The following is an 18,304-nucleotide window of genomic DNA, read 5'->3' on the forward strand; positions in this document are numbered from 1 at the left end:
GGTATTTACTCACCTTCGAGAGCGGCGATTTTGCGCTGCTCGGCCAGGCGGTTTTCTTCCCGGCAAATCACCGTGAAAATAGCCAGAATCAGCACGGTGAAAACAAGGAAGGTAATAAAGGTGACGTCCCACCCGGCGTACTTGACGAGGAAGCCCACGCCGGTGGAGGCCAGGGTGGCGCCCAGCAGGTAACCGAACAGGCCCGTGAAACCGGCCGCGGTGGAGGCGATATTACGCGGGGACAGGTCGAGGGCCTGTAAACCGATGAGGCCAACCGGGCCGTAAATGAAACCACCGATCAGCGCCACGAACAGCACCATCACACCGAAGGGCGTACCCACCGGGGCCAGCCAGTACGCCGCAATCGAGAGGCCCGCGCCCAGGGTGAAAAGCCCAATGGCTTTCGAGCGGTTACCGTGGAAAACACGGTCAGAAACCCAGCCGCACAAAATAGTGCCGAGGAAACCGGCCAGCTCGAAGGCAGCGAAACCAGCCAGCCCGGAACTAATACTCATATTGTGAATTTCGGACAGGTACGTGGTGATCCAGTGCAGCACGCCGTAACGCAGCGCGTAAACGAAAACATTAGCGATAGCTAGCAGCACAATAATGCGATTGCGCAGCACGTACTTGAAAACGAGGTCCTTCGTGGAGATTTTCTCCCCGGCTTCGGCGGTCACATCCGCGACCTTGCTCGGATCATTACGCCATTCATCGACCGTCGGAAGGCCTTCCGAGGGCGGATTATCACGAATAAGGATGAACGCGAGGAGGGCAACAATAAGGGCGACGACGGCGGGAAGCCAGTAGGCGGCGCGCCAATCCTCACCCGTGTACGCCAGGCCAAGACCGACGAGGAAGGGCAGGGCACCGGCACCCACGTTATGGGAAGTATTCCACAAGGAGCCCTTCCAGCCGCGCTCCGAGGTGGAGAACCATTGCACGACGATACGCCCGCAAGGCGGATACCCCATGCCCTGGAACCAGCCATTGAGGAACATGACCGTAGCGAAAATACCCACCGACGCGGAAACCCAGGGCACGAAAGCCACAATGAGATTCATGACCGCGGAGAGCGCCAGGCCCAGCGGGAGGAAGTAGCGGGCATTGGAACGATCCGCCACCATCGCGGAGAAGAACTTGGACAGCCCATAAGAAATGAGGACTGCATTACCGATAATGCCAATCGCGGGCTTATCGATGGTGCCGTTTTCTTCCAGGAGGAGCGGAGCAACCGTGGAAATATTATTGCGAATCAGATAGAAACCGGCATAGCCCAGGAAAATTCCCATAAAGACCTGGAACCGGAGGCGCGGGAACTTGCGAGCGATCTGCTCCGCGGAGAGCCGCGGCTTAGGCCCGGGTGCCGCCAACCACTTAAACATGACACACCTCTTCGTGTTGAGTTGGGTTCCTGAGAACCCTGTGCTTACAAGAAAAAATTACGTGGAGGGAGGTAACGTGGGCGGGCCCGGGAGTAACTCACGGTAACAGCGCGGTTACCGAGGTGGTGATCGCGCTTGTGGCGGGGTGAGGTTCGGTGAGGCGCGGTGACGTGTAGTGAGGCGGCGCGGTGCGGCGAGGCGGCGTCGCGCGTGAAACTGCCCCGCTTTCTCGATGCGGTTGCAAGAATCGAGAAAGCGGGGCAGTAGCGGGGCGCTTGGGTGAGCTGCGGTTGATCAGCAGCTGGTCGCCCTAATGATCGCGCCGGGAGCGCTCGGTGCGCCGGATAACCAGCACCAGGCCCGTGCTCAGCAACGCGAGGGCGGCACAAGCGCCAGCTGCGCCGGAGATGCCGGATGCTCCGGTGGATACCAGCCGTTTCCCGCCCGTGGGCTTGCTGGGAGTAGGAGTCGGCGTCGGGGTAGTGCTCGGTGTCGGCGTCGGTGTTAGCGTTGCGGGCGGCGCGCTCGGCGGCACGGTTGGCGTGGGAGTGGGCACCGGCGTTGAAGTTTCGCTCGGCGTAGGCACCGGCTCGGGCGTAGGTGTCGCGCTTTCGCTTGGGGTCGGAGTTGGAGTCTCACTCGGCATCGGAGTTCCGCTGGGAGTTGGTGTCGGCTCCGGCGTAGGCGTCGGGGTTGCCGTCGCCGTCGGCGTGGGCTCCGGGGTCACCGGGGGTACCGGCGGCACGGGAGGAACCGGCGGTTCAGGAGGCGTAGGCGGCACATACACATTCGTGAATTCGACGACCCGAGAATGCGGATGCGCTCCGGCACTTTCCTTGCGCTCCACCCGGAAGTGCCCGGCCAGTCCCTCGGGGAGTTTCTCCGTCACCCGGTAGATCAGCGCGGTGCGCTCGGCCGGATCCTTAGCCAATTCCTCAGGCGTATACATCGGCAGTTTCTCCAGCTCAAACTGGAAATTCTTGCCCTCGCCGCGCATCACACTATTCTCCTTGAGATAGGTGCGCGCCGGAACCGTGGCGATCTTCGTTTCGCCCTGCCAACTTTCCACCTCGAAATTATCGAGATACGTATCCGGATCCACCCCGGCAATGAGATCCCCACCGCCGGTCCACTGCTTCTTCACCAGCACATCCAGGAAAGGCACGATCTCTACTTCATCGCCCGGGATGATATTGCGCAGCGGCGTCGTACCAAATTCGCGCACCTTTGCACGGAAGGTGACCTCCAGGTTTTTCTCAGGCCGGTACGAGGTCCGCGTGGTGAAATCAAAATTCGTCACGTGCGCAGCATCGTTATCTTCCAGAATCACACGGCGAGTTTGCGGATCGTAACGCACCGCGTAATTCGTGGTGGCCTTGCCATCTTCGCGGACCTGCGCGCTGCCTTCCACGTAAGCGAGGCGTTCGTCCAGCTCATCGACCACGGTCACGGTATTTTTGATACCGAAATCGACGTACTTATCGTATTTCATAATGAGCCGATGGTCGCCGGGGATCTTCCCCGCGATCTTAAATTCGACGGCGTCCCCGAGACTTGCGTGGCTGCGTTTCACCTCAGCTTGCGGCTGCTGCTGCACAATTGTTTTGGTGAACGACGGCGCCTTGGGAATAAACATGCGCAAGGGAGTTTTGAATCCGAGGAGCGCCGTGGCCTCCGGGGTGTTATCGAAGCGGGTATCGCTACCGCCGTCCGGATTAATCCAGGTTTCCGCATCCGGGCTGCTGCTCGTCAAGCCGAGCACCTGCAAACGGCCCGTTTCCGTGAGCCGGAAATGCTGCGCGCGCTCCAGGTCAAATCCGCTCTTAAAACGCTCCGGGGCGCTGATAATACGCACCTGGTAGTCCCCGGGCACCACCTTGGTAAAGAGGTAACGCGGGGCCATGCCCGGCTCTTCAACCGAAGTATCAACCAGCTCACCGGCTGCATTATACAGCCCGAGCTCAAAGCCGGACTTCGCGTGGCGCACCCCGAAATCACCGTAAGTAACTTTCTCGATATCCGAAACTGTGAAGTACACCCGCTTGCTCAAGGTGACCCGCAGGGTGGAGGTGGCCGGATCGTAACTCTGCTTCGCTATTGCGTAGTAGGGATAAGCCTCCGGGAGCTCGGGTAGCGAGAGCCGCGCACCTTCCGGAAGATTCGGCACCGTGATATCCGTGGTGAAATCGCCGCGGCCCGCGGGAATGGTGAGCTGCGGGGCGGCATGAGGGTTGGCCCGGCCATTCACCTCAAATTCCCAGCGCGCGCTTTTGCCAAGCACGTCAAAGGGGCGCTCAATCACCACGTGGAAAGTGGCGGTGCTCAGCTTCACTTCCCGTACATGCACCGTGAATTCTCCGGTATCACTGGAGTCCACCGAGGTCACTTCATAGGCTTTTTCGGTGCCGCCATCGCGAACCATGAGCGGATCCATCGGCTTATTCGGATCCGGGCGAAGGAGGAGCGTGGTGAATTGGCCAGCGTCGTCGTATACAACGTTGTGCGTGAAATAGAAGCCCTGCGCATCGCGCCTGACGATCTGGCTGATCGAGTGGGGCCCATCCAAGGTGGGCAGCGCGAAGCGGTCAATAGTTCCGGTGACGGGAGCGCCATTCGCATCCACGAGGTTCACGGAATAGCGCCGTTCAATATTTTCCTTGAGCACCACATCAACGCGCAGATCACCCGATTCGCTTTGCGTGACCGGGACCCGCACGGTGTCGCTGATCGTGCGGCCCCGCCACCCGCCGGGCGCGCGCAGGGTATATGGCAGGGTTTGGCCCGCGGTGTAGCCATCCGGTTCCACCGCGAATTCGATTTCGTAGCGGCTCAAGCCATTGGCCAGGGGTGTGGTGGACTTGACGTCTTCGGGAGCAATGTCCCATTCCCCGGCGGTCCACCCTGTTCCTTCTTCGAGTTTGAGGGATGTTATGTCCTGCCGCGTATAAATAGTGGCGTGTAGGACGAGCACGGTGGGTGCGGGCGGCGCCGCCGGATCCGATGCCGCGGGATCCGGTGCGGCGTAAGCCTGCGGGAGCACGAGGGCGAGTACCGCGAGGAGCACCGTGATGACCAGGGGTTTCTTCTTCAATCGCATATTTCTCCCAGACAACGCAGTCGGCATAAGGAATACCTATACGGAAAATATCTAAGAAAATGCTAGCACTCGGCCGGTAATTAGATTCAGGAATTAAGGCGCTTCGTGCCCCACAATATCCCGCTATAATCATGACCGTCCGTGCGGTGGCAGAGCCGGACACCATAACCATATTTTCTCAACACGCATGGAAAGGTCACGATGAGCTCGCAGTCCACCGCGCCGCACGGCGCCAGCACGCATCCTGAGTCACACCCCACCACACCCGCACCCGCGCTCGCGGACGGCCTGGTCACCCCGAATAACGTCAGCCCGAACACCACCGGCACCGCCGCCACCACCCCGGGCGCTACCGGCACCACCGCCCGCTTCGCGGACGTCGCCCGTTCCCACCTCTTCGTGTACGTGGCGGTTTTCTTCGTCTCCTTCCTCCTCATTTCCAATATCGGCGCCACGAAGCTCATCACCCTGAATATTGGTGGTCTTGATCTTTATTTCGACGGCGGCGCGATGCTCTTCCCGCTCACCTACATCATCGGTGACCTTCTTTCGGAGGTCTACGGTTTCAAAGTCGCCTCCCGCACGATCATCCTCGCTTTCGGGGTGCAGATCCTGGCCTCCTGCTGTTTCTGGCTGGTGCAGATCGCCCCGCCCGCCCCGGATTACGCCAACCAGGAAGCTTTCGAAGCGGTGCTCGGCGTGGTGCCGCGCTTCGTGGCGGCCTCCGTTTTCGGATTCCTCTTCGGCCAGCTCTCCAACTCCTACGTGCTGGTCTGGATCAAGCGCCGCTTCGGGGAACGCGCCCTGTGGGTGCGTCTCATTTCCTCCACCATCGTGGGCGAATTGCTGGACACCATCATTTTCTGCTTCGTGGCCTGGGGCGCGGATATCGCGGCCGGCAATGTGGAATTCTGGTCCATCGTCAACCTCTCCCTGGTCGGCTGGCTCTATAAAGTCGGCATCGAAGTGGTATTCCTCCCGCTGACCTACGCCGTGGTTGGTGTGGTGAAACGCCACGAAGGCTTACGATAGGCAGCGGGCCGGTGGCGGCGTCGTCGTACTAAAAACAACGCGAGCGCGCGGCACGGCGCCCGGGCATAACGCGCGTGCCGCACACAAGAACCGCACCGCAACAGAAAGGTGAGAGCGTGACAACAGGATTTACGATCGGGACGCGCCTGGACGCGCGCGTGGGTGACCTCACCGGGCGGCCGCTGGGACGCACCGGCGTGATTCATACCCCGCACGGCGATATCGCCACCCCGGCGTTCATTCCCGTCGGCACGAAAGCGACCGTTAAAACTCTCACGCCCGAGCAGGTGCGCGGTATCGGCGCGCAGGCCGTGCTCGCGAACGCCTACCACCTCTATCTGCAACCCGGCCCGGAGATCCTGGATGCCGCCGGCGGCCTATCCGCTTTCATGAACTGGAACGGCCCCACCTACACGGATTCGGGCGGGTTCCAGGTGCTCTCGCTCGGCTCCGGCTTCAAAAAAGTACTCAGCAACGAGTACGCCGGGAAAAACGCCGGGCGCGCGGATACCGAACTCGCGCGCGATAAAGAGCGCCTCGCGAATGTGGACGACGACGGCGTATGGTTCCGTTCCCACCTCAACGGCTCGCGCCACCGGTTCACCCCGGAGGTGTCCATGGGGATTCAGCACCAGCTCGGCGCCGATATTATGTTCGCCTTCGACGAGCTCACCACCCTGCTCAACTCCCGGGCCTACCAGGAGAAAAGCCTGGAGCGCACCCGCCGCTGGGCCGAGCGCTGCCTGGCCGAACACCGCCGCCTCACCATCGAACGCGCCGGCAAGCCCTACCAGCAGCTCTTCGGCGTGATCCAGGGCGCGCAATACGAGGATCTGCGCCGGAAAGCCGCGCGGGACCTCGGCTCCATGTGCGTGGACGGGCAGGAATTCGACGGTTTCGGGATCGGCGGGGCGCTGGAAAAGGAGAAGCTCGGAACCATCTGCGCCTGGGTGAGCGAGGAGCTACCCGAAACGAAAGCCCGCCACCTCCTCGGGATTTCCGAACCGGATGATTTCTTTGCCGCTATCGAAGCCGGCGCGGATACCTTCGATTGCGTCAATCCTTCCCGGGTGGCGCGCAATGCCGCGATCTACTCCCCGGACGGGCGTTTCAACGTGACCCGCGCCCAGTTCCGCACCGATTTCGGGCCGCTGGTGCCCGGCTGCGAGTGCTACACCTGCCAGAACTATTCGCGCGCCTACCTCAATCACCTCTTCAAGGCGAAGGAGGCACTGGCGGCCACGCTCGCCACTATCCACAACGAGTACTTCACCGTGCACCTCGTGGATACCATCCGCGCGGCTATTGAATCCGGCGATTACGCGGCCTGCAAAGAAGAAACGCTCGGGCGCTTCTACCGCGGGCAGTGGGGGCGCGCCTAGAACGCGCGGTGCGCCGCCTCGCTCAGCTTCTGGAAGGTCTCCGGATCGGGGAAACCGGACACCTCGTAGCGCGGCGGCCACACATTTTCGAGCGGCTGGAAGCCTTCGGGCCACACATCGCGGGCCACATCCAGGCGAATGGTGATATTGGCGGCTTCCGGATCGGCATCGTCAAGATAGTTAATGAAATCCGCGACCGCCGGGATGGACCCGTAGTGGTCCGAGCGGCGCCACTGCGTGAGGCTCACCGCGCCTTCGTCCAGGTCATGCACCTCGTAGAGGGCCACGTGGCCCATCTTTTCCGGCCAGCGCGAAAGGAATTCCTGCTGGTGATCGTACATGCGCCCGCGGAAGGTGGCGCGCAGATTCGCCAGCGGCGCGTAGGCCGGGTGATCCGGCATAGGAATCCATTCCATCCAGCCGTCCGCGGCCACGGTGTGGGGGAGCGGGTAGATAGCGTCGTCGATATCGTAATCCTGGAGCAAACGGTTGAAGAGCGCGGGAAGCTCCGGATCATCAGCCAGCACCACAAAGAGGCGCGAGCGCGAAGCCGGCACGAACAGCGGCAGCGCGCCGTTGTATTGCTTGCTGATCGAGTACGCCACCTGCTGGACCAGATCCACATCCGCGAACCACGAACTCTGGTAATTATTCGGTTCGGTAAAAGCCAGCACCCGCGCGCCCGCGTACATCATGACCACCAGCTCCAGGGCCGCGTAGCCCGATTGCGCATTCAGGCCGCGCAGCGATTCCACGGCGTGCCCGAATAGCGGACCCACATCATCCGTTCCCGGAATCAGATCCAGATCCGAGAAATACAGCGGAATGATGTTATCCGGGGTATCGCGCGCCAGCCCCACGCCCACGAAATCCGTGAGCGGCAGGTAGATAAAGGAATCATCCTCGCGCCGGTTGACGCGCGTGAAATAATCCGCGGCGCGCACAATCGGCATAATCGGCCCCTCGGCGTCACCCTGCTCCTCCGCGAGCTCATCAAGCGCGGGATCGCGGTGCGGGAACCCCGGGTCGCTGGGATCCATGGTCCCGAAGAATTGCGCGAAGATTTCCCGCCAGGACAGGTTTTTCTGGCCGCGGCCCGGAGGGGTGCCGGGCATCTCGGGCGCGCTGCTTCCCGCGGCCGCACCCGTTCCGGTAGCCGCACCGCCCGCGTTCGCACCGTTTCGGGCCGACGACGCCGCCCCCGGCTGGGCGGACCCGGCCGCACCTTCGGTGACCTGCGGGGTGGTGGCCCCGGATACGCCGATAGTGATGAGGCGGTTGAGAAGTGCGCGCCGGCTGTCTTCGGGAGCATCCGGATCGATCATCTCAAAGGGGCGGAAGCGGAAGGTGCGTCCGTCCGGGAGCAGGACATCCAGCCACGGCCCGTCGGCATTGACCAGCGCGCCGGCGAGTTCGGGATGAGCGGTGGCGACCTCGAGGGCCCAATTCATGAGCGACATACCTCTATTCTGGCAGAAAGTGGCGCAGGCCGCTTGCCGGGCGCGGTATCCTTGCAAGCAGAGATGTGACTCATGGAACCAGGTCGAGGAGGAGCCATGCCGTCCTATTCTTATCCCGGTGATGGGCTGCTGGCCTGCGTGCCCGGCATGGCGGTGTTCACGCCCGCCCTACCTGCCGATCCGGCCGCGGTGTGGGAAGCGATGCGCGCCGGTCACGATTTCCCCACTCTTCTCACTCATCTGTGGTCCGCGCTGGGCGCGGATTTTGCGCTGTTCTACGCCGACGGCCCGCTGCTGCGGGTCGCCGCGCACGGTCTCATCGTTCGCGACGTCACCGGCCGCGCGGTCGCGGACGGCAGTAACGCCCTCACCTGGCAAGAAGCCGCCACCACCCAGGACACCACGGTGACGGTGGGGAACGTTGGCGCTGCGGGTGCTGTGGGTGCGGAAAGCGCGGCATTCGGTGGGAACGACGGCGCAGCCTGGGGCACCGGTACACCCGGGAACGACGGCGCAGCTCCCGCACCTGGCCCGGCCCTTCCTCTGGAGCGCGGCATGGCCCGCGCCGGTGGCGCTCGCATTAGCCTCAGCCCGGTTCTCAGCGGCCGGCCGGCGGCTGCGGTTGGCCGGCCCGCGGCTNCCGGTGGCGGAGAGCGCCCCGGTGCCCAGCTACGCCGCGGCTACCGAAGCCTACCCGGTGCAGGCCACCGAGCCCTATCCTTCCTCCGGCATACCCGCCCCGCTCCCGGCGGTCGAATTACGTTTCTCCTTCGGGGAGACGGTGGTGCTGGGCGGGGTGAGCCCGGCTCTCAAAAATATTATTATGGGGCGCCGCCCGCTCCTCGATGCCGCGGCCGCGCGCTCCGATCCGGCAGCCACCCAACTCCTCCCGGTGCCCTCCCCGCGCCAGGAAATCTCCCGCACCCACTGCGAAGTTCTGGTGGAGGCGGGCGGTGCATTCCTGCGGGATTGCCATTCCAATAACGGCACCTACCTCAAGCACGGGGACGGCCCGCTGCGCCGCATCGAACCTGATCACGCGGTCGGCCTGGAAGATGGGGACCTGGTAGATATGGGTGACGGCGCCAGCTTCACGGTTCATTACCGCAGCTAGCGCCGCCGCGCCTTATTCTCAGCGGCACGCCAGGCTACCCGGGAATACAAACACCCGGGCTGCCCGCCGCGCCACGTGGGCCAACTCGCCCGCTCGGCTACTTCCGATACAGCGTTTTACGCTGGTAATGCGGTTCGCTGGTGACATTCACGCCCAGGGAACGGAAAATACCATCATCCACGGAGCCGAGGATCGTTGTGGTATGCACATCGCAATTCTGCAGATCCTTCAGCTTGCTCAGCGCCGCCGCCGCGGTGGGATCCGAGGCCGCGGAAACCGAGAGCGCGATAAGCACTTCATCGGTGTGCAGGCGCGGATTACGCGAACCCAGGTGCTCCGTCTTGAGGGTCTGGATCGGGGCGATGGCCTCCGGGGCCAGTAGCTTCACCGAATCATCAATCCCCGCCAGCACCTTGAGAGCATTAAGCAATACGGCGGCGGAACAACCCAGCAGCTCCGAAGTCTTCCCGGTCACGATTCTGCCATCGGGCAGCTGCAGCGCGGCGGCCGGCCCGCCCGTGGCCTCGGCCTTGCGCAGCGCCGGGGGCACCACCGGCCGGTCGGTGCCGGTCACCCCGAGCTTGGCCATAATAAGGGCGATGCGTTCGGAACATACCGGCTCAGATTCGCTGCGCTTCTCATCGACAAGCGCGCGGTAATACCGGCGAATAACTTCCTGGCGGGCGGCTTCGCGGCAAACGTCGTCGTCGGAAATACAATATCCCACCATGTTAACGCCCATATCCGTGGGGGATTTGTACGGCGTTTCCCCGGAAAGTTCGCGCAGCAGCAAGCTGAGCAGCGGGAACACCTCAACGTCGCGATTGTAATTAATCGTTTGCACGCCGTAGGCGACCAGGTGGAAGGGGTCGATCATATTGACGTCGTCCAGATCAGCCGTGGCCGCTTCGTACGCGAGGTTGACCGGGTGATCCAGCGGAATATTCCACACCGGGAAAGTCTCAAACTTCGCGTAATTGGAGGTGATGGAACGCTGGTGATCGTGGTAGAGCTGCGAAAGGCAGGTGGCGAGCTTGCCGGAACCCGGGCCGGGCGCCGTCACCACAATAAGATCACGCTGCGTTTCCACGTATTCGTTCTTCCCGAAACCGTCCTCGGAAACGATGAGCGCGGTATTGGAGGGGTAGCCCGGGATGCGGCGATGGCGCGCCACATTGAGACCCAATTTAATAAGACGCCGGCGGAAATCGCGCGCCTCGTGGTTATCTTCCTCGTACTGGGTGAGCACCACGGAATTGACCATGAAGCCGGCTTCGCGGAATACATCCACGAGGCGCAACACCTCATCCTCATAAGAAATGCCCAGGTCAGCGCGGTGCTTCGCCTTGAGATCGCGCGCGTTAGCGGCAACCACAATCTCCAGCTCATCCTTCAATTCGGCTAGCATCGCAATTTTGTTATCCGGGGTGAAACCGGGCAGCACTCGCGAGGCGTGGAAATCATCAAAAAGCTTCCCGCCCATTTCCAGGTAGAGCTTCCCGCCGATCTTTTCGCGGCGCTCCCTAATTTTCTGGGACTGGAGCTTAATGTATTTTTCCCGATCAAATCCGATGCTCTGCAATGAGGGGATATGGGGGGAAGGGGTTTCTGTAGTAGGGATGGAGTTACGCGCGTTGTTATCAGCCACGCCGGATCGCCTCTCTCGGTCACCTCAGCAGTACCGACAAAGTGTAGCGCCTCGCGCCGGATTTCGCATCGAGCGGATGGGTGTGTGCGGGAGCGCGGGGCATTCGGGCTGGCGGCGAGGGCGCGAATGCTACGGGCGGGCAAACCCGGGCGTGGTTAAACCGTTGCGCTCATCGATTGAGTCCGCAACAATAGGGGGCGACGCTGGGAGGAGATATGCCAAAGATTTCTGCACCAACGGTCCGCGAGCATCGGGAAATGATGATAGCCCGGCTCGTGGATGCGGCGGAAAAGATTCTCAAAGACGAGCCGGGCAAACCGCTCTCGGCCGGGGCGGTGGCTGCGGCTGCGGGTATCGCGCGCAACTCCATTTACCGCTATGTCGGGTCGGTTGAAGACCTGCGGCTGCTGGTGCTCGAACGGAATGTGCCCAAGTGGCGCGCCAAGGTGATGGGCCAGGTTGATATGAATGCCGAACCGCGCGAACGCCTCGCGCAGCTGGTGGTGGCGTGCATCCGCCAGTCCGGCCAGCGCGACTCGCATAAATGGCTCATGGGTCTCATGCGTGCGGCACGCGGGAAAGGTTCGGAGAAGGCCACGGCGCATACCAAAATGGGCGTGGATAAAGCCCACGGTTTCTTCACTGACGCCCTCAAAATGTGCTGGAAAGATACCGGCATCGCGCATCCCGATATTTGGACCTCATTCAGCCGCGCCCTCATTTCCGACGCATTTCGCCAGGTGGAAACCGGCGCGTCGCTCGAGGATGTATGCCGGATTGCCCGCCACACTATTCTTGCTATGTCCGCCGGGCATACAGATGACGAACTCGAGAAAGAACCACACGCATGACACACGCGCGCATCGCGATCAACGGCTACGGCAACCTGGGCCGCGGGGTGGAACAGGCCCTCAGCCTCGCCCCCGACCTGGAGCTGGTGGGGGTTTTCACCCGCCGCGAAGGCGTGATGACCGCCTCCGGCCCGGCATTCCCCGCCGCCGAACTCACCGATCCGCAGCTGCGCGCCCGCTGGGCCGGCAAAATCGACGTCGTTATCAACTGCGGCGGCTCGAAATCGGACCTCGACACGCAAACGCCGCTGGTCGCCTCCGGTTTTAACGTGGTGGATTCTTTTGATACACACGCGCGGATTCCTGCGCATTTCGAACAGGTCGACGACGCCGCCCGCGCGGCCGGCACCCTCGCTCTCATTTCCGCCGGCTGGGACCCGGGCCTGTTTTCGCTCCAGCGGTTGCTGGCCGAGGCGGTTTTGCCGGCCGGGCACTCGGAAACTTTCTGGGGTCCGGGGCTGTCCCAGGGGCATTCGGATGCGGTGCGGCGGGTGCCGGGCGTGAAAAACGCGGTGCAGTACACCGTTCCCAAGGAGCAGGTGCGGGCCGCGGCCCTGGCCGGGCAAACGGAAGGCCAGCTCAGCGCGGGCGATAAGCATCGCCGGATCGTTTACGTGGTCTTGGAGAGCGGTGCGGATCCGGAGGCGGTACGCGAGGCCATCGTGACAATGCCGAATTACTTTGCCGAATACGAAACTGAGGTCCACGTGATCTCCGAGGAGGAGTTCGCCGCGGAGCACACCGGGATGGCGCACGGCGGCGATGTGATTCGGCACGGCACTACCTCGCCGGGGACTTCGCACGCCCTGCATTTCAACCTCGCGCTGGATTCCAATCCGGAATTCACCGGTTCGGTGCTGGTGGCCTGCGCCCGCGCGGTGGCGCGGATGCATGCGCGTGGGGAACGCGGGGCGGTAACCCTCTTCGATGTTCCGCCGGCTTTGCTTCACCCGGCCAGCGCAGCGCAGCTGCGCGCGGATTTGCTGTAGGGAGGGTTCCCGGTAATTATGTGGGATCCAGTACCGGCCTTGGCGAAAATTGTCCCGGAGCTAATATGGGGCATGCTCTTCTCGTTTTTCGCAGCCGACTTTTACCGCATCGGACGTTTTGATTTTGAAATCATCTCCGAAGTTGTGACGCTTGGCGGTCTCGCGCTGTGGAGTTTCTCCCGGCGGTATAAGGAAAACTGGGGCGAGGTCTTGCACGCCGGGCTCTATATGGGCGTATGCCTCGCCTTAGTGGCGATCAACAACTCCTCGTGGACGCGTTTCGCGGTGATTATCCTCGCGACCTGCTATGCCTTGGGGTATGTTCAGCGGGTGAAAAAAGCTCAGAAACCGGAATAGGAACTGTTTCTCGATGATCTCGAGGAGGATCGCGAACTCGGGATCCGCTAAATCAAATTCGCGGAGGCGAGCCATTCTTCCAGCGCGCTATCTGTAGCTGCCTCGTGGATATTCTCACCGCGCACGGAGAAGGGCACGCCGGTGGTTGCCTCCGGGGCCAGATTCGTGAACGTCGATTCGATTTCTACCTTCGGCGAGCCAGACCAGGTGGTGAACGGCAGCACCAGCTGATCCGTGAGACCGGAGGATTTCAGGTAGGTCTGTACCACCGGGGGGACCTGCTCGCACCACACAGGGAAACCGACAAGCACGACGTCGTACCCGCTCGCGCTGGGCGCCGGGGCCGCAAGCTCCGGGTAAATGCCCTCCGCAAGTTCGCGGGTGGACTGGGCGTGCGTCTCATTCGGATCCGCGGGATAGGGATGCGCGGGGACAATCTCAAAAGTATCCGCACCCAGGCGCGCCGCGATTTTTTCCGCCAGCACCTTGGTGTTCCCGATCTCGAGGTTACGCACCTCGCCGTCCCAGAAATTCAGGCCGGCACGCGAGAAGAAAGCTACGAGACAGCGCGGGCGGGGCGCATCCGCCGGCGTTTCCTGCTGAGCCGCACGAATTTCTGACATCGGAATTTCCTTCCCGCGAAGCGAGCCCTCCGCACTGAGAATTGTGACCTGAACATCATCCATTCTGCCACCGAGCCCGGGCTACCAGCGGGTCTTTATACCCGGGGCGTCCACGCTTAATTCCTGAATTGTTTCTCAATTATTCGCGTTTCAGCCCCATATGATTCACTTGCCAGCCCCTTATGATTTACCCGCCCGCCCGCGTCATTCGCCTGCCAGCGCCCTAATCATTGGCGCGCCCGCGCGCCAGCACCACCCGAGTTTCCAGCGGTGTGACCACCAAAATGCTCACCAGGCACATAGCCAAACCAAGAACCGTAATGATCCCGAGTTTCGTGAAAGCAGCGGTATCCAAGCGGGCACCCCACGAGTAATTCGTCATAAGAGACATACCGACCCCGAGCGCGGTGGTCAGCGCCGTCGTTACTACCAGGGGAATAAAAGTTTGCAGGATCCGAATCCGCGTGAAAACGGCTGTGGGGAAACCGAGGAAACGCAAGGACTGCGTCTGCTGCGCCGATTCAAAAACGAGGGAGGCGTGATTCGTGAGACTGGACAGCGCCACCACCGCGAAACCGAAACCGAGGGTGACCATCACACCTGTGCCGATATCGGCGGAGACCAAGCGAATCGCCACCGAATCCGAACCGCTGCGCTCGGGAAGCGTGGAGGTGTAGCCACCGATGAAACACAGCAGCGCGAGGGTGGAGACACTGCGCCACACCGCGCGCGGATCGTTGAGAATCCGCCGCGCCGCCATGAGCAGCGACGCGCGGCGCGAACGCGTGAGCGGATAGGCCAGCGCCTGAATAATAAAGGAAGCCGCCACCGAAAGCGCGAACAGGAAGACCAGCAGCACGCCCGCCATCATGACGATTTGCACGATGGGCGTGGAACCGCCACGCGCATTAGCCACCAGCACATACATAATTCCGGCGACGACGAGCACCCCCAGGCGCCACGCCCGCAGCGCACGCGGAGTTTCGCGGCGCGCCACCCCCAGGGGTGAAATCGACACCCGCATCAGCCCGCCGAGCGCCGATACCAAGGTCACCACGAAGAGCAGCGCAATAACCGCGGCAATAAAGGGAACCGGCAGCAGCATCTGAGCGGGATTAATGGGCAGCCCGAGGAAGCTCAGCGCGCGCCAGCCCGGCAGCGTCACCAGGTAAAGCACCGTGCCCAGCGCGGTGCCCAGCAGCCATTGCACCACCGTTTCGCACAGCGAGATCGCAATCGTCTGGCTGCGGGTGGTGCCAACCAGGCGCAGGGAAGCCAGGCGCTGGGAGCGATCCTGCGCGCCCAGCCGCGCGGCCCCGGAAGCCAGGGAAGAAATGGGAATAACCAGGAGCGCCCCGGCGAAAAGCGCCAGGCCAAGGTACATTTCCGTCAGGCCGGCGCCCATGGTCTCGCTCAGGGCTTCGAGGTGGGCAGCCATGGCCAGGCTCGGGTGGAAATTCCAGTTATAGAACATGAAGATGCCGCCGGCGATGGTGAGCGCCATGGTGGCTGCCAGGGTGAAACTGAGGACCGCGAGGATATCCAGCCAGGCGTTCCCGGTGCGAGCGCGCAGCCGCGCCAGCGTGAGGCGGGGCGCGAAAGAGAGGACTTTCATTGCAGCTCGCCCCCGTTCGCGGTGGTGGTGCCGGGCTGGGATGCGCCGGGGCGCGCCGTGCCGGGGCGCGCCGTACTGGGCTGTTCCGCCGCCGGAGCGTTAGCCGAATCGGCGTGAATAACGCCGTCGCGAATCTCCACGAGGCGTTCGCACCAGGCGGCCACGTTCGGGTCGTGGGTAACAATAATCAGGGTAGCCCCGCTCATTTTCGCGGCGGTGGTCAGGATCTGGGTGACCTCGTGACCGGTGGCCTGATCGAGGGCACCGGTGGGTTCATCAGCGAAAACCACCGCCGGCTGGCCCGCCAAGGCCCGCGCAATGGCCACGCGCTGGAGCTGCCCGCCGGACATCTCCCCCGGGCGGCGGTGGCGTTCGGGTTCCACCCCGAGGCGCGCCAGCCACATATCCGCGGCGGCCAGCGCCTCCCGCCGGGGCCTACCCTGGAGCAGCAGCGGCACCGCCACGTTTTCGCGGGCCGGCAGCTCGGGAACCAGCTGACCATCCTGGAAAACAAAACCGAAATTCTCCAGGCGCATTTTCGAACGCTGCCCGTCGGACATATCCGAAATCGGCTCATTGCCCAGTAGTACCGTGCCGGTGGTGGGCGTGATAATCCCGGCTAGGCAGTGCAGCAGCGTGGACTTACCCGAACCGGAAGGTCCCATAATCGCCACCGACTGCCCGCCCGGAATACGTAGCGAGACCTGGCGCAGCGCCGCCACGTTCCCAAAATTCTTCGTGAGATTATTCGCCACCAGATCCGGGGCGAGATTCTGTGCTGTGTTCATGGCTCTAGTCAACTTCCGATTGGCCGGCGGCGGCAGGGCTCGTACTCCACACTTATGGTAGAGCTAGGTCTACCATTCCCGGATTTGCGCGTGACGGCCGGCCCGCCCCGGCTACCATGGCGATATGACAACGCAGAGCGCCATGCACATGGATAACACCCGAGTGGTGGCCGAACAACTCCGCCGCGCCACGATGCGCGGAGTGCTTGCGGGCGGGCTCGGTACCATCGCCCTGATATCCGTGGCGGTGGCGGGGCTCTCCCTGCTCGGCGGATTCAGCCCGATTCCAATCATTATCGGGCTGGCCGGACTGCTGGCCCTGGGTGGGGCCGGGTGGATAGTGTGGCGCGGGAACGGGAGGGCGCTCGCGGACGTGGCCCCGGCGTCGTCGACCTGGATGGCGCGACCATCCGATCATCGCGACGTAGTGCACGCGCAACGCTCCATTGCCGCGGCTTTTGAAATCGAACGGCGCCGCATCGAACGCGATCTGCACGACGGCGCCCAGCAGTACCTGGTCGCGACCTCGATGGATGTGGGTGAGGCGGCGTTTCTGCTGGAAGGCGACGCGAACGGCGCGGTGAGCTCGGCGGATCTGGCGGCCGCGCGTGAACGCATGGCGTCCGCGCAGGACCGCGCGGAACTGGCCCTTACCTCGCTGCGGCGCACCGTGGCCGGTATCCATCCGAAAGTGCTCTCTGACCTGGGGCTGGAGGCGGCGGTGCGCGACCTGGTGGTCTCCGCGCCAGTGCCCGCCACCCTGCGGGTGCCGCGCCCGCTGCCCGAAATCCCCGAAGGCGTGATCGCCGCCGCGTATTTCACGGTGGCCGAAGCGCTGACGAACGTGGCGAAACACGCGCCCGCCGCCACCGCGACCGTGCTGCTTATTGCCGACGACGACCTCCATCTCAGCATCACTGACACTGGCCCGGGCGGGGTCATCCCGGGCAGCGGCCTGCGCGGGATCGGCGAGCGGCTCGCGGCTTTCGGCGGCAGCCTGCGCATTTCCAGCCCGGTGGGCGGGCCCACGGAAATTCGCGCGCGCATCCCGCTGCTGCTCCACCGCGGCGAGTGGGGGAGCGGGGCCGGGGTGGCGCGGGCTACGGACGTGCCCGCGACGGTCGCGGCGCCGGACGTTGTGCCGGAAACCGAAAATACGAGAACGGAGGGGACGGATGCGTCTGGTCGTTGCTGATGATTCCGCGCTATTTCGCGAGGGGCTGTGCGGGCTGCTGGAGCGGCGCGGGCACACCATTGTGGCCACCGCCGCCACGGCGCCGGAGCTGAGCGAGACGGTGCGCGCGGCCGCCGCTCGCGGGGAGGCCCCCGACCTGGTCATTACCGACGTGCGCATGCCACCCACCATGAGCGACGACGGCCTGCGCGCCGCCGTGGACCTGCGCCGCGAATTCCCGGCCCTGGGCATTATGGTGCTTTCCCAATACGTGGCGCCGGCCTACGCGCGCGAACTTTTCCACCCGGCGGCGGGGACCGGTGGGAACGGCGCCGCGGTCACGCATGCTTCCGGGAACGAGGATGACGCGCCCGGTGGCCTGGGGTATTTGCTCAAAGATCGCGTGGCGCGGGTGGCGGATTTCGTGCGGTCCCTGGAAATTGTGGGGGTGGGCGGCGTGGTCGTGGATCCGGATGTTGCGGCCCAATTAATGGCGACGACGCCGTCACTTCTCACGGAGCTCACCTCCCGCGAACGTGAAATCCTGGAGCTCATGGCGCGTGGATATGCCAATTCAGCAATCGCCGCCGAGCTCTACCTCACCGGGGCAACCGTCTCCAAACACGTGGCAAATATTTTCCTCAAGCTGGGGATGCAGCCCGGGGAAGAAAACCGCCGGGTGCGGGCGGTGCTGGCCTATCTGACGGAAACCTCGCGCGCGGGCTGAGGCGCGGGGTGCGCCGTTTGCGCAGGCTGCGGTTCGGGCTGAAAATCGTGTCGGAGGCCCGT

15 protein-coding genes are annotated in these 18,304 nt (G+C 63.2%); 8 read left to right on the top strand and 7 right to left on the bottom strand.

Annotated elements, in window-relative coordinates:
* Positions 1-5 precede the first annotated feature (5 nt).
* On the bottom strand, positions 6-1,385 hold the full coding sequence (locus CZ322_RS03320; RefSeq protein WP_087070210.1) for an MFS transporter: 1,380 nt from the start codon (positions 1,383-1,385) through the stop codon (positions 6-8).
* Between the two features lie 310 nt (positions 1,386-1,695).
* On the bottom strand, positions 1,696-4,482 hold the full coding sequence (locus CZ322_RS03325; RefSeq protein WP_159454983.1) for an isopeptide-forming domain-containing fimbrial protein: 2,787 nt from the start codon (positions 4,480-4,482) through the stop codon (positions 1,696-1,698).
* Between the two features lie 201 nt (positions 4,483-4,683).
* Here CZ322_RS03325 and CZ322_RS03330 point away from each other — a divergent pair, with 201 nt between their 5' ends.
* Together CZ322_RS03330 and tgt are read left to right on the top strand one after the other, a co-directional pair.
* Positions 4,684-5,514 carry a queuosine precursor transporter gene (locus CZ322_RS03330; protein ID WP_234984441.1) on the top strand — a complete coding sequence of 277 codons (831 nt, stop codon included), beginning with the start codon at positions 4,684-4,686 and terminating at the stop codon, positions 5,512-5,514.
* 146 nt (positions 5,515-5,660) lie between these two features.
* Positions 5,661-6,896 (top strand): tRNA guanosine(34) transglycosylase Tgt, encoded by a 1,236-nt coding sequence (gene tgt, locus CZ322_RS03335; protein ID WP_200807202.1) that lies wholly within the window; start codon positions 5,661-5,663, stop codon positions 6,894-6,896.
* Here the strand turns inward: tgt and CZ322_RS03340 are convergent.
* Positions 6,893-8,356 carry a hypothetical protein gene (locus tag CZ322_RS03340; protein WP_234984442.1) on the bottom strand — a complete coding sequence of 488 codons (1,464 nt, stop codon included), beginning with the start codon at positions 8,354-8,356 and terminating at the stop codon, positions 6,893-6,895. The genes tgt and CZ322_RS03340 overlap by 4 nt on opposite strands.
* An 823-nt stretch (positions 8,357-9,179) precedes the next feature.
* Between CZ322_RS03340 and CZ322_RS10455 the strand changes: the two genes are divergently transcribed.
* Entirely contained in the window at positions 9,180-9,470 is a 291-nt protein-coding gene (locus tag CZ322_RS10455; RefSeq protein WP_459543374.1) for an FHA domain-containing protein, read from the top strand.
* Between the two features lie 97 nt (positions 9,471-9,567).
* Here the strand turns inward: CZ322_RS10455 and CZ322_RS03350 are convergent, their stop codons facing one another.
* Positions 9,568-11,052, bottom strand: a complete 1,485-nt coding sequence (locus CZ322_RS03350; RefSeq protein WP_159455036.1) for a DUF1846 domain-containing protein — start codon at positions 11,050-11,052, stop codon at positions 9,568-9,570.
* A 281-nt stretch (positions 11,053-11,333) separates the two neighbouring features.
* Between CZ322_RS03350 and CZ322_RS03355 the strand changes: the two genes are divergently transcribed.
* Genes CZ322_RS03355 through CZ322_RS03365 form a run of 3 tightly spaced genes read left to right on the top strand, consistent with a single transcriptional unit; the run spans position 11,334 to position 13,315 of the window.
* Positions 11,334-11,969 carry a TetR family transcriptional regulator gene (locus CZ322_RS03355; protein ID WP_087070214.1) on the top strand — a complete coding sequence of 212 codons (636 nt, stop codon included), beginning with the start codon at positions 11,334-11,336 and terminating at the stop codon, positions 11,967-11,969.
* Positions 11,966-12,958: a diaminopimelate dehydrogenase gene (locus CZ322_RS03360; RefSeq protein WP_087070215.1), complete on the top strand. Its 993-nt coding sequence runs from the start codon at positions 11,966-11,968 to the stop codon at positions 12,956-12,958. The genes CZ322_RS03355 and CZ322_RS03360 overlap by 4 nt, the downstream gene beginning before the upstream one ends.
* Positions 12,959-12,997: 39 nt before the next feature.
* Complete coding sequence (locus tag CZ322_RS03365) at positions 12,998-13,315, top strand: hypothetical protein (RefSeq protein WP_143231833.1); 318 nt, start codon at positions 12,998-13,000, stop codon at positions 13,313-13,315.
* Positions 13,316-13,362: 47 nt separating this feature from the next.
* On the opposite strand, the gene CZ322_RS03370 is transcribed toward CZ322_RS03365, so the two are convergent.
* The 3 genes from CZ322_RS03370 to CZ322_RS03380 form a co-directional block, all read right to left on the bottom strand.
* Positions 13,363-13,938, bottom strand: a complete 576-nt coding sequence (locus CZ322_RS03370; protein WP_159454984.1) for a flavodoxin — start codon at positions 13,936-13,938, stop codon at positions 13,363-13,365.
* A 223-nt stretch (positions 13,939-14,161) separates the two neighbouring features.
* A complete protein-coding gene (locus CZ322_RS03375) occupies positions 14,162-15,553 on the bottom strand; it encodes an ABC transporter permease family protein (protein WP_087070218.1) in 1,392 nt (463 codons plus the stop codon).
* On the bottom strand, positions 15,550-16,341 hold the full coding sequence (locus CZ322_RS03380; protein ID WP_234984443.1) for an ABC transporter ATP-binding protein: 792 nt from the start codon (positions 16,339-16,341) through the stop codon (positions 15,550-15,552). Before CZ322_RS03380 ends, CZ322_RS03375 begins: the two co-directional genes overlap by 4 nt.
* A gap of 124 nt (positions 16,342-16,465) precedes the next feature.
* Between CZ322_RS03380 and CZ322_RS03385 the strand changes: the two genes are divergently transcribed.
* Both CZ322_RS03385 and CZ322_RS03390 read left to right on the top strand, forming a co-directional pair.
* Positions 16,466-17,536, top strand: coding sequence for a sensor histidine kinase (locus CZ322_RS03385; RefSeq protein WP_200807165.1), 1,071 nt, complete (start codon positions 16,466-16,468; stop codon positions 17,534-17,536).
* Positions 17,517-18,242 (top strand): response regulator transcription factor, encoded by a 726-nt coding sequence (locus CZ322_RS03390; RefSeq protein WP_087070219.1) that lies wholly within the window; start codon positions 17,517-17,519, stop codon positions 18,240-18,242. Before CZ322_RS03385 ends, CZ322_RS03390 begins: the two co-directional genes overlap by 20 nt.
* The last annotated feature ends 62 nt before the right edge of the window (positions 18,243-18,304 follow it).

It is taken from the genome of Actinotignum timonense (assembly GCF_900155575.1).
In the GTDB taxonomy this organism is placed as follows: domain Bacteria; phylum Actinomycetota; class Actinomycetes; order Actinomycetales; family Actinomycetaceae; genus Actinotignum; species Actinotignum timonense.